The sequence below is a fragment of the Actinomyces bouchesdurhonensis genome (assembly GCF_963540955.1).
GTDB lineage: Bacteria > Actinomycetota > Actinomycetes > Actinomycetales > Actinomycetaceae > Pauljensenia > Pauljensenia bouchesdurhonensis.
This window is the reverse complement of sequence record NZ_CAUTSL010000014.1, coordinates 33227-46729: the sequence shown is the minus strand read 5'-3', so window position 1 is coordinate 46729 and position 13503 is coordinate 33227. Positions and strand designations below refer to the sequence as shown.

The 13503-nt window shown below is 63.9% G+C and carries 13 protein-coding genes; 3 read left to right on the top strand and 10 right to left on the bottom strand.

What is annotated here, in order from left to right; translation table 11 throughout:
* Both RYL44_RS03960 and RYL44_RS03955 read right to left on the bottom strand, forming a co-directional pair.
* Positions 1–279: a transposase gene (locus RYL44_RS03960; RefSeq protein WP_314975149.1), complete on the bottom strand. Its 279-nt coding sequence runs from the start codon at positions 277–279 to the stop codon at positions 1–3.
* A 194-nt stretch (positions 280–473) separates the two neighbouring features.
* Entirely contained in the window at positions 474–1466 is a 993-nt protein-coding gene (locus tag RYL44_RS03955) for a stage II sporulation protein M (protein WP_314975148.1), read from the bottom strand.
* 18 nt (positions 1467–1484) lie between these two features.
* On the opposite strand from RYL44_RS03955, the gene RYL44_RS03950 reads away from it, so the two are divergent.
* The gene (locus tag RYL44_RS03950; protein ID WP_276738740.1) at positions 1485–2318 is read left to right on the top strand and encodes an RDD family protein; all 834 of its coding nucleotides are present in this window, start codon (positions 1485–1487) and stop codon (positions 2316–2318) included.
* Between the two features lie 4 nt (positions 2319–2322).
* Here the strand turns inward: RYL44_RS03950 and RYL44_RS03945 are convergent, their stop codons facing one another.
* Positions 2323–2769: a DUF3499 domain-containing protein gene (locus RYL44_RS03945; RefSeq protein ID WP_073982533.1), complete on the bottom strand. Its 447-nt coding sequence runs from the start codon at positions 2767–2769 to the stop codon at positions 2323–2325.
* Between the two features lie 186 nt (positions 2770–2955).
* Between RYL44_RS03945 and RYL44_RS03940 the strand changes: the two genes are divergently transcribed.
* Positions 2956–3261, top strand: a complete 306-nt coding sequence (locus tag RYL44_RS03940; RefSeq protein ID WP_314975151.1) for a metallopeptidase family protein — start codon at positions 2956–2958, stop codon at positions 3259–3261.
* Between the two features lie 78 nt (positions 3262–3339).
* Here the strand turns inward: RYL44_RS03940 and RYL44_RS03935 are convergent, their stop codons facing one another.
* The 3 genes from RYL44_RS03935 to RYL44_RS03925 all read right to left on the bottom strand — a co-directional run bounded on the left by RYL44_RS03935 (position 3340) and on the right by RYL44_RS03925 (position 8329).
* Positions 3340–4878: a DUF5719 family protein gene (locus tag RYL44_RS03935; protein WP_314769580.1), complete on the bottom strand. Its 1539-nt coding sequence runs from the start codon at positions 4876–4878 to the stop codon at positions 3340–3342.
* A complete protein-coding gene (locus tag RYL44_RS03930) occupies positions 4875–7940 on the bottom strand; it encodes a glycosyltransferase family 2 protein (protein ID WP_390883780.1) in 3066 nt (1021 codons plus the stop codon). Before RYL44_RS03930 ends, RYL44_RS03935 begins: the two co-directional genes overlap by 4 nt.
* Positions 7941–8032: 92 nt before the next feature.
* Positions 8033–8329 (bottom strand): WhiB family transcriptional regulator, encoded by a 297-nt coding sequence (locus RYL44_RS03925; protein WP_073982530.1) that lies wholly within the window; start codon positions 8327–8329, stop codon positions 8033–8035.
* Between the two features lie 191 nt (positions 8330–8520).
* Here RYL44_RS03925 and RYL44_RS03920 point away from each other — a divergent pair, with 191 nt between their 5' ends.
* Positions 8521–9252, top strand: coding sequence for a hypothetical protein (locus RYL44_RS03920; protein WP_314975146.1), 732 nt, complete (start codon positions 8521–8523; stop codon positions 9250–9252).
* Positions 9253–9255: 3 nt separating this feature from the next.
* Here the strand turns inward: RYL44_RS03920 and RYL44_RS03915 are convergent, their stop codons facing one another.
* The 4 genes from RYL44_RS03915 to RYL44_RS03900 all read right to left on the bottom strand — a co-directional run bounded on the left by RYL44_RS03915 (position 9256) and on the right by RYL44_RS03900 (position 13479).
* Entirely contained in the window at positions 9256–10176 is a 921-nt protein-coding gene (locus RYL44_RS03915) for a glycosyltransferase (RefSeq protein ID WP_390883781.1), read from the bottom strand.
* A 58-nt stretch (positions 10177–10234) separates the two neighbouring features.
* Complete coding sequence (gene rfbB, locus RYL44_RS03910; RefSeq protein WP_314975145.1) at positions 10235–11242, bottom strand: dTDP-glucose 4,6-dehydratase; 1008 nt, start codon at positions 11240–11242, stop codon at positions 10235–10237.
* A gap of 126 nt (positions 11243–11368) precedes the next feature.
* Positions 11369–12538: an ABC transporter ATP-binding protein gene (locus tag RYL44_RS03905; RefSeq protein ID WP_314975144.1), complete on the bottom strand. Its 1170-nt coding sequence runs from the start codon at positions 12536–12538 to the stop codon at positions 11369–11371.
* A gap of 5 nt (positions 12539–12543) precedes the next feature.
* Entirely contained in the window at positions 12544–13479 is a 936-nt protein-coding gene (locus tag RYL44_RS03900; protein WP_073982525.1) for an ABC transporter permease, read from the bottom strand.
* Positions 13480–13503: the final 24 nt, after the last annotated feature.

Sequence of the window (13503 nt, the reverse complement as noted above, 5' to 3'; positions counted from 1 at the left end):
CTACCCGCAACCCCCGACCAACACCCGGTCACCCACACTCAACTCGGAAGAGCCCAACAACTGTTTGAGGCGCGCGTTTTGCTCGCGCAACTCACGCAGTTCCTTGGCCTCACTACGATTCATCGACCCATAACGCTGGCGCCACCGGCACAACGTCGCCTCGCTGATACCCAGCACGCGGCAGGCCTGGGCCGTACTCATGCCCTCACCTCGCAGCGCCTCGGCCTTCTCCAGCTTCACGACAATCTGCTCAGGCGTGTGCTTCGAGAACTTCCTCATGGTCATCCATTCTGCCCGGCCACAAGCAGCCAGGACTACTCACAACAACCCTCTCACAACAAACAGTCCGAAAAACCCAGACCCCTCCTACACAACCACGACACGCCCAACCCCACCCAACACCCCTACACCCTCAAATGCGAAGAGCCACTTAAGCCTCACATCCCACTACGCGCAAGCTTGCGCACCCGCACTCAGCCTGCGACAGGCTGATAGTAGCCAGCGTCCGTGCCTACGTCATCGCTGCCGCCCGCGCGCTCCGCCATACGACCGAGGATGAGGATGTACGCCCACGCCGCCCCGGTCAAGATAACGCCCAGCACGATCTTCACAGAATCAGGCAAGTCGGAGGGGGTGACGAAGCCTTCGAGGAAACCGGAACCCGCCAGGAGAATCGCAGCCCCAAACGCAGCCGTCATCGCACCACGGGCGGCCCGCCCGACGGCCTGGAACCTCGTCGCGTCCCCCGGAACGAGAAACACCCAAAATACGCGCAGACCCGCCGCCATCGAGATGAACACTGCCGTCAGTTCAGGCAGTCCGTGCGGCAAGATGAAACGGAAGAAATGCCACACGCCCCCGTACTGGATCACCACCGCGGCCGACGTACCCAGAGACACGGCGTTATTCCACAGGAGCACAAGCGGATAGAAGCCAGTGATGCCAGTTGCCACCGCCTGCAGACAAATCCAGGAATTGTTCGCCCACACGGACAGACCGAACTGCGCATGCGTGTCCTGATGGTAGTAGTCGACGAACATGTCCTGCGCGTAGGCTCGCAGGGCCTCGGGACTGCCCAGCGCAGACATGGCGTCAGGGGTCGTCAGCAGGTAGTGGCCCTGGATAACGCACAGGGCCATGAACAGTGCCATCACGCCAACGATAACCCACCTGATCCGATACATAGCCAGCGGTAGGGCGACAACAAAGAAACGAGCGATGATTGCACCGGTCAGACCGCTGGTACCCGCCAGACGCCCGCGCGCCGCGGACAGCAGACGCGACAGATCGGCGATCAGATCCGGGTCAGGACTCTTTGTGCGCACGCGGGCCAGGTCGGTCGTCGCGTATCGGTAGAGCAGATCAAGCTCGTCAATCTCCTCGCCGGTCAGTGAAGGAGCGCGGGTGAGCTGATCGAGACGTTTCCACTCGTTTTTTCCACTCACCCGCAGCACGTCGATGTCCATTGCACTAGCGTGTCACATATGAGCGCGCAACGCAGTGAGTCCATGCAATTGCAGGACGATTACGTCCGTACGGGCGAGGCGGTGACCCTCGACGTTAAGCCCGCGTCCCCCATGGAGAGACTCACTGCCGCCTTCATGGATGCGACCTGTTACATCGGGCTGGTGGTTATCATGGTCGACGTCGCCACGCGTTCGTTGCGCGTCGCTTCTGATTCGCTCAGTCGTGTACTGCAGGTCCTGATTCTCGCGTCATTGATGTTTATTATCCCCCTCACGGTTGAGGTCGCTACTGGCGGGCGTTCCCTGGGCAAGTGGGCGATGAATCTGCGTGTCGTGCGTGACGACGGCGGTCCGGTGACGGCTCGTCACGCGGCGGTGCGCGTCGGTGTCGGTATCCTCGAGAATTGGCTCTTCCTCGGCGGACTCGCTTTCGCGTCAGAGCTGCTCAACGGAAAGGGCAAACGCCTGGGTGATCTGGCGGCAGGGACGATCGTGTGTTCACAGGGGTCATCGGTCTTCTATCCGCCTCTCGTCATGCCACCGGGCCTTCAGGGGTGGGCCGCGACCGCGACGATCCTTCCCCTGGACGATGCTCTCGCCGCTGAGGCACGTGCATTTTTGGGCACGAATCGTTCCCTCGACAGGCAGGTGCGCGCGCAGGTCGCTTTGTCGCTCGCGCAGCGCCTCTCCCGGCGTGTCCAGACTCCCCTGCCCGCAGGCCTGCACCCTGAGCTTGTGATTGCTGCCGTTTTGGTGGCGCGCAGGGATCGTGAGTGGATGCGCGAGGTTGAGCGACGAGCGCGGGGCACACAGCGCTTCCACGAGGCCACGAAGGCTCGCTTCGGCCTGTAGGCGCTTACTCGTCGAGTGTGTTCTCCTCGCCGTCGACGACGGTGAATTGGGCGCGTCTGCGCGCGTATGGGCTGGAAGGATCCAGGGGGCTGGAGGTGTCGGGACTCCCCACGGAGCGCGCGGGACCGAAGGGACCTGTGCGGGGCTGTCGGGTCTTCGGGGACGAGGCCTGCTGGGCTTCTTGGGCAACCCTGCGCACGGCATCGACGAGAGCCGCTAGGTCATCGCCGGAGGGCGGTGCCGGTTCGAAGGTTGTGGCTAGGCGCACGACCTGCCATCCGAGGGGGGCTTTCAGGTTCTGGGCGTGCTCATCGCACAGGTCGTAAGAGTTGGGGTCGACGACGGTGGCGAGGGGACCGACGACGACCGTGGAGTCATGGTAGTCGTAGGTGAGGGTGGCGACGGCGACGGAGGAGCAGCCTGGCTTGGAGCAGTGTCGTTGGGCAATCACGCACCTAAGGGTACGACACTCGGTGCCCGCATCGCGCGCTCCGGCGCGCCTTGGACCTACCCTGGTGGGGTGTTTGCGACCAGGCGTCATGTCTTGGGCCGCGACCGCCATGGTCGCGGCCCTCGTGGTCCTCTCTTTTTTCCGGGAACTCCGGCGTGGAGGACACGTCGGGAGAACTTCGATCTGCTGGTGAGTGAGCTGGTGTCTGAGTTGATTGGATGGTGGCCACAGGTGGCGACGATTGAGTTCGCGGTGGAGGATGTTCCTCCGTCGAATCCGGCGCCGTGGGAGTCACATAACGTCGTCGTGGCTCGTATCTTCCCTGCGGATCGGCGCAGGGGACTGCGCGATCGAATCGTCGTCTATCGCCTGCCGATCACGCTGCGATGCCCACCCGATGAGCTGGGCGCGATGACCCGCAGGGTGCTGGTGGAGAGGATTAGTCATATTCTGGCGCTGCCTCCGGACGAAGTCGACGACGCGCTTCGCTGACGTGTCCGTTGTTGTCACGGGTCGAGTAGGCACCCTGTGTGCGCTGTGTGCGCTGTGTGCGGGCCTGGGACGTGACCCTCAGTTGACAACTCGGATGGATCCGTTCGCGGCGCTGATGCCTTCCGTACCGACGTTCCACGTGGTCATCATGCGTCCCACTGCCGTGTCGGCGCTCATGACGACGGCGGCTTGAATCGGCGTGGGCGCGTTGATCTGCCCGCCGGTTTCGGGGAGGTCAACGAGGGTGGGTACACCGGGTGCGACGTAGATGGTGCGGCCAGCGACGGTGACCGCGACGGCCCCGGGAGTCGTGGGACTCGTGCCGCTCGACTGCGTGTCGCCTTCATCACCTGATTGCGCTTGGGTGGCCGCGGGCGACGGGGACGCCCAGATGTTGGGGGTCTGTGATGGCGCAGGAGTGGATTCTTCGTCGGACCACTCGCCCTCCGATGTTGTTCGGGCGTCGGTGAGGGGGGCGTAGAGGAGCAGGCTGGCGCGTGTAGCACTCACCCCGGACTGTGTTGCCAGGGACGTGTCGCGGATCGGTTCCGAAGAGAGCACCTTGGTGGCCATAGCCTCGAGGGCGCCCCGACCGGGCAGTGCTGCCTGCGTGAGTGGTATGGCGGGCGTGGCATTGGAGCGCAAGACCCACGCGTTGGTGCGTTGTGCCCACGGTGCCCCGAGCGTGATCGTAGTCGTCTGTGCGACGATCTCACGGTCGGAGGTAACGACGAGGGCAATCGGCGTCGAGTCCTGTGAGGCGCCGTCAAGGGGCATCTCGAGCGTGCTTCCTTCGGCGACGAGCGTCTGGCCTCCGCCGAGGGGATGCAGCCCCGAAGAGTCGGCGACGGAGACACTCACGTTGGCGTCGCCGGAGGGGGACATGAGGCGCAGGAGCGAGGTCCCCTTGGGGTCAACGCCCAGGATTGTTTGTGTGGTGGCGGGTACGACGCCGGAGGCGAGCGTGGTGCCCTGGGGGATCTCACCGTTCATGAGGGAGGCCTGAACCCACGCGGCGATGCCTCCGCCATCGGCTTGCACGTGCACGACCAGGGAATTTTCGTCGGGGAACCATCCGGCCAGGAGCACGGATACGCTGGTGCCCGCCGCGACCGTCACCTGGCGTGGTGCGGCGTTGAGTGGGCCAGCGCCACCATAGCCGTCCACGCTCACGACCGAAGCTGTGGGTCCCGGGTTGGACAGGATGAGAACCATGTCAGCACCAGATGTTGTTGCTCCCGTCGCGAACCACTGGGAGGTACGCGGGGCGGCGCAGCCGACGGCGCTGAGACCGGCGAGTTCGCCGCCGCCCTGACCTGCGAGCGTCAGGGCGGTCGGGATGGTTCCGCCAGTGCCTGTCACGCTCGCAGGGGCTGGGTTAATCGGGGTGGTTGACAGCGAAGACCAGGTGGTCCCTGACGCCACGTTCGCCGTGTTGAAGGGGTCGACAAGGCCTGAGGGACACGCCAGCAGCACCTGTGAGGGTTGGGCACTGTGGGCGCTGCCCTCCACGGTTGTCGGCGCGGGGTCGATCAGTAGCGATCCCGAGGCCAGGGCCAGCGCAGCGACTCCGCCGAACCCGATGGTGGCCGCGGACGCTATCCGGGTCGCTGTCATCTCTTCCTCCACACGGATAGGGCGCTGGCTGCCGCAATCACCAGGCAGATGCCCGAGCCAACGCGCCAGGGAACAATCCACCAGGCGGAGTATGTGACGCTCAAATGGCCCGCTTGGGGCATGTTGAACGTCTGGGCCCAACCGTCGGCGGCTTCGAGGGGAGCCAGCGCCACACCGTCAACGGAAGCGCGCCAGCCTGTGTCAGCACGCTCAGCCAAGATGAGGGTGCCGACTGCGTTGACGTCGCCGTCGACGCGCAGCTGGGAAGAGCCGACGGCGGTCGTGACGCCACCTGGTGATTCAACGCGCACGCGCGAGGGCTTAACAGAATCTGGACGGACGCGCCAGACGATGCCGGAGTTCGTGCTGCCAACTTTTTCGAGTCCACCTGCACGGTCGAGGCCCGCCGCCAGTGCCTGGGCGCCGCTCGCACCGTAGGGCACGAGGATCGTGTCAACGTCGTGTGCGGCGAGTGCGTCAACTGTCGCGTCGTCCGGGTACACCACGAGGGTGTAGGCGGCTTGGGCGAGCGAGGCCGTGGCGGGGTCTCGCAGAACGTTGGTTTCGGCTCCGGCTCGCGCATCGGCCAGTGCGAGCGCCCTGGAGGCAGGCGAGGAGTCCGTCAGAGAGGGTCCTGCTCCGCGCCACAGCGCGGCATCGACTGTGCCGTTCGTGGGGTCTCCGTCCAGGACAAGGACGCGTCCGGCGCGGGGAGAGCGTTGAGCCTGGGAGGCGACGGCCGAGACGATGGGGGTTGCCATGGGGGAAACGGTCTCCCGTTGAGCCAGGGCGAAGGTCGGCACCGAGGAGGCATCGCTGCGTGTCGCAAAAGCGGCAACGCTGTGGGCGCCTCCGAGCGCGACGAGGACCAGCGCAGCCAGGACTCCAACGGCGCGCGTCACCCGGGATCTGGGTGCATCCCACGCCGTGGACTGCTCGCAGGTCGACGATGGGGGGGTCACGCTGCCTGCCATCGAGGCGAGGAGGAGGGACCCGAAGGAAAGAGACAGTGCTGGCGAAACCCAGGCGGAGGCAACCTGTGCGCCGTCCAGGCCGACGCCGATGTGTGAGGCGGCCCAACCGGCAGCGGCGCTCACGAGGGCGCCGCTCACGAGGGCGGCTACGACGCGCGAGCGACTACGCACGAGCGCGAACCCAGCGAGGGCGGCCACGCTCGCGCCCACTGCGCCGCAGGCGACCATCTGAAGCGTCGATTGTGGCGCGGCGGGCATGCCCAGGAAGGCGAACCAGGAGGCTGCCCGCGTGTAGGCATGTGCAGTGCCGCTTGTGGATGCCAATGCCGCCCAAGCCGATGGGTGGGTCAGGATCGTCGCGTAGGTGGGCGCGAGCAGCAGGACCGCGGGTAGGGCTACGAGGCCGCGTTTGCGCGAGCGCCACATCAGCGCTGTGAGGCTCACGGGCAGGGTCCAGGGGGCGCAGCAGGAGAGGACCACGACGGCGAGTGCGGCCAAGCCCGCGTTGACTCCGCGGGGGCGCACCGGTGCGGCGGTGACGCCCGCTGCTCCCGCGACGAGCAGTGGGCTGGCGGCTGGAGCGCAGTACGCGGCAATGAGAGGAAGAACGGCGTGTGCGAGGGTGCCCGCAAGGACACCGTGGGTGGCGCTCATCGCAAGTGCGGGGGCCAGTGCCCACGCAAGAGCCACGAGGAATCGCACGCGCAGCGACGACGTCAGGGAGCGAGTGGGCACCCACGCGATCATTGCGGCGATGGGACACGAGGCGACGAGCAGGAAGGTTGCGACTGCCCCCGGTGTCACTCCCGTAGGCGCGGCAGGCGCGCTGAGTAGTGACATGAGGGTTGTGAGGGGGTCGGCTCCGCCGACGTGGCCGTCTCCGCCGGGGATCCACCCGGCCCATGCGGCGCTCCACAGCTCGGACCAATCGGCGGGGAGCGCTGCCCACGCGCCTCCGACGAGGCCTGCGGAGGCACCCCACCACTGGAAGGCGGCTATCAGCGAGGTGACGACGAGGAGGCCGAGGGCCGCGGAGGAGGAGCGGATGCGGTAGCGACGAATGGAGGCGAGGACGAGCGGGTCGATACGTTCGCCGTTGTCGTCCTCATCGTCTCTTGTGGGTTCTTTGCGCAGGGAGGCGGGTGTGATCTCCAGGTTGTGCAGGGCGGAGTGGGGCACGGTGCGTGAGCGTGCGGCCCTCGCACGACCGGCGAGCAGACGCGCGGTTGCCCCCACCAGCGAGGCGAATGCGGCGATTTCAGGCAGGGCGAGGGAGGCTCGCCCGGTCATCAAGCGACCGAGGGCGCGAGCTGGTGTCCACACCAGAAGCCATATGGCCAAGAACGGTAGGACGAGCGCCGGGGTGGCCTTGCACCAGTTGTACATCTGCGCGAACCTGCGTCGCCGGAATGACTTGGCTTGCGCGGCCTCCATCTGCGCTGTGGCCTCGGCGCGCTCATCGTCTTCGATACGGTCCGAGGCCTGGGTCGGGTCGAAGCCGGGGGTCAGGGAGGAGCGGGCGTGGCGTATACGGGCGCGGGGGGCTACGACGACGCGGTAGCCGGCTAGGTGGAGGCGGCGCCCCATGTCGAGGCCATCTCCGAAGGGACCCAGCGCGGGATCGAAGCCGCCGACGGTGTCGTAGGCCTTTGCGCGCAGGAGCATACCGGCTGTTCCGACACTCAGCACATCGGTTGTTCCGTCGTACTGTCCCTGATCGATCTCATCCTCGCTGATGCGTTCGAGTCGACGTCCGCTGGCAGTGGCAAAAATGCCGAGTTCGAGGAGCCGCGTGCCATCCCAGCTCACCTGTTTCGTGCCAACTGCTCCCACGGTTTTGCCGACGGCGCCCGCCTGAGCGAGTTCTCTGAGGCAGTCGGGTTCGGGGGCGGAGTCCTCGTGGAGGATCCACCACCACGGATAGGAGGCGAAGGGGGCGTCCTGCGCGTGCGCTCGTCGAATCGCGTCACCGAGGTTGCGGGCCCGACCCACGCGAATGAGCCGTGCACCATGCGGGACTCGGTCGGCGGGGAAGGGTGTGACATGACGTCCTGCAACGTCAACGATGGTAAGGGAATCCGGAGCCATCGTCTGATTTTCGATGGCCCGTAACACGGACTGTGTCAGCGGCGCGTCCCCTCGGGTGACAAGGATGGCGCCGATCGTTTGAGACGTGGGACTCAACCGGCCATTCGGCGCAGGCGCCGCCTCTCGCGCTCCGACATGCCGCCCCAGATGCCAAAGCGCTCATCGTTGGCGAGTGCATACTCGAGGCAGTCCTCGCGCACCTGACAAGCCTGACAAACGGCTTTGGCCTCGCGAGTGGAGCCACCTTTTTCCGGGAAGAACGCTTCGGGATCCGTCTGCGCACACAGCGCGTGCTGCTGCCACGCAAGGGGGCCGTCAATGCGGGCGTACAGCGCCGCATCGGCGTCCTCGGACCACTGGAGGGGTCCGTCACCGAAGATGTTCCACATGCGGAAGACTCCTTATAACGAATCGATCAATACGAGAATTACACGCGTGTCATTGCAGGAAGTCAAGCGGTTTCGCGTTATTGAGACCTCTAGAGTAGCACCTGACCCCCCGGTAGATCCTTACAGTTTTGTAATGACTTCACAGTTACCCGGTACTTGGAACGCCTAGGACCTTCGATATACTCTCAACTATGAGCAGCTATTCCTCCCAGAGTATGACGAGCCTCACACATCTTGTGAGCGCAGTTAACGCGTGGTCAGGACCCGCACTTACCCAGTATGGAGCAGAACGTGTCGAGCTGGGTGGACCCGTGGCCGGCAGGTGGCTGGCCAAGATCGCACATTACCTGACAAACGACCTGGCCGCGGACCTCTTCGGCACCGGCGAACCCACTCCCGCCCGCTTCTACACGTCCCTTCAGCCCTGGCAAGACGTCCTCTGGCAGATCGCAGCTCGCGCGATGGGGTGGGAACACCTCCGCACGCGCAACCCCCTGCCCGGCGACCTCCTCATCACGAACACTCTGACCAACGAGTCCGACGACGCCCTCAACGCAGGAGCCCATGTTCTGGCCCAGACGCCCACGTATCTTTCCTTCGCATGGGAGGGCACTCTCGGAGGTGCACTCGACGCCCTCGCCCAGATCGCGACGGCGCCCGACACCATCACCATCCCCACACCCCCAATCCTCCCTGCTGTGCGAGACGACGCCCTGGAAGGCACACGCGCCACACAGGACATCAACGGCAAACGCGTCGCCCTCCTGTGGGACACGCACACGGGTGCAGGCCAGGTGCTGGATCAGTGGATGGCCGGACGCTCAGTGGTCATCATCGACCCGCAGTCGATCTCACCCGACCAACTCCCCCACATCGTGACATCCGAGGCCGTCGATGCCGGACTCGCCCTCTACACTCGCTAGCGCCTACCAGACACGCAGGAGACGCGCCGCAGCGAGTTTGAGTCCCTCGACATGATCGCGCCTAATCTGAGCCCACCGCAAGGCCAAACGAAGGCGCGCGCAGGCGCCATCCGCCTCCAGGTCACGCACGATCGACGCGAGCTCAATGCGGTGAGGAGCGTCGAACGTACCGACCTGCAGGGCTGCTCGACCAATCAGGATGAACTGGTTACGATAAAAACCATTGCGCAGCTTCTCCATGCGCGCGTCGCGCGCACTCGCACCGGAGTTAGCCCCCTGAACGTTACCGCCGTGCTGGCGATATTCCAAAGTCGGCTCCTCGCCAATCACCCAGGTCAGGCCAATCGCACGAGCCAGGGCGTACACGTACCAGTCATGCACGCCAATGCGCGAATAGTCGAGGCGAGCGATCACCTCTACGAGGGCGCGATGAGCCTCGGGAGAAAACACGTACGTCGATCCGGGACCAGCAGCCTCAAAGAGAAAATCCCAGGCCCGCTGAGGCTGCGACTTACGAATAAGGCGGCGCTCACCCACCCCACCCCCCGGCAGCGATTCGAAGGAATTCACGTTGGAGGAGACAACATCGGCGCCCGTGGAGGCCATGAGCGCGAGCTGTGTCGAAAGCTTGTCCTCATGCCAGACATCGTCCTGATCCGTGAAAGCGACGTAGGAACCGTCTGGAATGTGGGTCGTGAACAGATGCAAGAAATTACCTGTCACACCGGGAACGCCCTCGCGCTGCGGAAGAACCGTGATACGAGGATCGGACGCTGCGCGACGCTCCAGATGGTCTCGCGTCGCATCCGCCGACGCATCATCGGAGACAACGAGAGACACGTCCACGCCCTCCTGAGCGAGCACGGAGTCCACCTGCTCATCCAGCCACGCCCCGCCCTCGGCCATACCGTTATAGGTGGCCATGAGGACGGTGACGCGGGGACGAGGCATCCCGCGGTCTCTGGTCACGTCACCCAAGAAATCAGTGCCCTTCAGCGGCATACTTCGCTTCAACGGCCTCCTTGAGCGGGGCCCACCAGGCCTCGTTCTCGGTGTACCAGGCGATCGTGTCCGCCAAACCGTCTCGGAAGTTCGTAAACTTGGGCTCCCAGCCAAGCTCAGTGACCAGCTTCGAGTTATCGATCGCGTAACGCAGATCGTGCCCCGGGCGATCCTTGACATGATCGAAGTCGTCGGGAGCGTAGCCCATCAGCTCGTTAAGGATCGCAACCACGTCGCGGTTATTGGTCTCACCATTGGCGCCAATCAGGTAGGTCTCGCCAATGCGGCCCTTCATGAGGATGTCCCACACGGCCGTGTTGTGGTCGCGCACGTGGATCCAGTCGCGCACGTTCAGGCCGTCGCCGTACAGACGCGGACGCACGCCACGCAGACGATTGGTGATCATACGGGGAATGAACTTCTCGATGTGCTGGTAGGGACCATAGTTATTCGAACAGTTCGAAATCGTGGCCTCGACACCGAAAGAACGCACCCACGCGCGCACCAGCAGATCCGAACCCGCCTTGGACGAGGAGTAGGGCGAGGAAGGATTGTAGGGCGTGGTCGGCGTAAACTTCGAAGGATCGTCCAGCTCCAGGTCGCCGTACACCTCGTCCGTGGAGATGTGGTGGAAACGAACCTTGTGGCGACGCACGGCCTCCAGCAACGTGAACGTACCCACCAGGTTCGTCTGAATGAAGGGCGAAGGATCCAGCAGCGAATTGTCGTTGTGCGACTCTGCGGCAAAGTGGACGACCGCGTCCGCACCGGCGACGACGCCGTCGACCAGGTCAGCATCAGCAATATCGCCCTCAACGATGCTCAGGCGCGAAGCGGGTTCGGCCGGAAGATCGGTCAGAGAGGCGCGGTTGCCCGCGTATGTGAACTTGTCCAGGACGACGACATCGACATCCGGATGGTCCTCAAGGAGCGTATGAACGAAATTCGCTCCGATGAAGCCGGCACCGCCGGTCACAACAATCTTCATGAGTTTTCTCCTTTGCGCGCCCGGGGGCGTGTGGGGTTGTGGTGTCGAGTGCGATCGACTATGCCACCATTATGCCGTACGTCTGCACGGACTGAAGAGAGATCGCCGGATGGCGTGGCAGTCACGTCAGGACTCGACAACGATGGACGAATCCAGCGCCACCGGTCCCGAGCCGATTCCGTTTCCTTGAACGACCAGGTCCCAGGCCCCATCGCGCTGCGCGTAGGGCTGGCCGCCCGCGTCATCGATCGACACGTTCATCCGATACATGCCCTCACCTAGGGTGAGGGTGGGAATGGTGATGATAACCGTTGCGTCACCCTCAATGGCGGGGAGGGTCGCACCTGAGTTCCGGGAGTTGTAGTAGTGCAGCTTCTGCCCCAGGTTCGTATCAAGCGAGAAAGCGCTCACCCAGTTCTCAATGCGCTTCGACGCAGTCAAATCCATGCGGATGCAGATCGTATCACCGGTACGGGCAACACGAATAGGCTCGCCGCCCTGGTCCGTCATCGAAATATCGCGGATCGTAATGAGGCCAGTCTCATCCGTGTGGATCGGAGCGGCCTGCGCGTCGCGTTGGAATCCCTGACGCAGGATGCGCACAGCATCAGATGTCGAGCCGTCAAAAACGAGCTTGCCGTGATCGAGCACAACTCCTCGCGTACACACGGACTCAACCTGCTCCGCTGAATGAGAGACTAGGACGATCGCGCGCCCCTCCGTTTGGAAGGAGTGAATCTTATCCATGCACTTGCGTTGGAAGGGCTCGTCACCGACAGCGAGCACCTCGTCCACGAGGAGAACGTCGGGGTTGGAGTGGACGGCGACCGCGAAAGCCAGTCGCACGTACATTCCCGAGGAGTAGAACTTCACCTGCGTATCGATGAACTGTTCAATGCCGGAAAAAGCGACGATCTCGTCGAAGCACTTCTCCGTTTCGGCGCGCGTCATCCCCAGAATTGACGCATTCAGGTACACGTTCTCGCGACCCGTCAGGTCCTGGTGGAAGCCGGCACCGAGTTCGAGCAGCGCGGCCATACGCCCCCGGGTGGTAACGCGACCCGTCGTCGGGCGAATGATCGACCCCATGATTTTTAGGAGAGTGGACTTTCCGGAACCATTGTGGCCCATAAGACCCACGGACTCGTTGAGGCGAACATCCACGCTCACATTATCGAGGGCGCGGAATTCTTTGACGCGCGCACGCGATGAATGCAACACGCGGTCCTTGACGGAGGTGTCGCGGTGCAGCTTAAAGACCTTGGATACGTCCTGGACGCGGACGACTTCGGGCATTGACATTAGAGCTCCTGAGCGAAGTTACCCTCGAGGCGTGCAAAGATGCGGTGCGCTCCGAAGACGAGGACGATTCCGATCAGCGCCGCGCCGGCCAGGCGGATCATGAGGTGCGCGGGATATGGCTGATCGACGCCAGCCGCCCACAGGGACCGCTGGAACCCGAGGATTGCCAGTGTTACGGGGTTGGACAGGTAGACCTCGTGAAGCACCGGGTAGTTCGTCGCGAGGGCACGCTGGACGTAGCTGTAAGAGTAGACGATCGGCGATGCCCAAAAAGCCAGGAAGGTGATGACCTCGATGAGGTGCTGGATGTCGCGCATGTAGACGTTCAACGCTGACAATAAAAGGCCGAACAGGGTTGCGTACACGACCAGGACGACGAGGGCGAGAGGCAGGTATGCCAGCGACGCGAGGGAGGGGATTTGCCCCGTAACAACGATGGCTGCCAGCAGGATCACCAGCTGGATGGCTGAGTTGACAGCCGAGGTGCCCAGCGTCGAGAGCGGGAAAATCTCGCGCGGCAGGTAGACCTTTTTGACCAAGCCCGAGTTCGCGACGATCGATCCGGTTCCCCCGGTCACCGCCTCCAGAAAGAAGCCCCATGCCGTCAGCCCGGTGAAGACGAAGATCGCGAAATAGGGGATTCCGCGAGAAGCGCCCAGGAACTGGCCGATGACGATGAAGTAAATCAACAGCTGCGACAGGGGCTTGAACAGCGACCAGATGAATCCGAGATTCGAATCCTTGTAGCGCGCCTTCAGCTCGCGGTTGATGAGGAGGCGGAGAAGCTCACGGCGACGCCAAATATCGTCGATTGCGCTTTTCGTGCCAGCCCACAGACCGCTCTTGTCACCCAGCTCTCGCAAGGGTTGGGCCTCGATGCGCGCCACTCGTTGCGCGAGGGAGGACCCGGGGGCGGAGGTCGTAGATTCAGTCATACCAACTCACTATATCTGACCGTT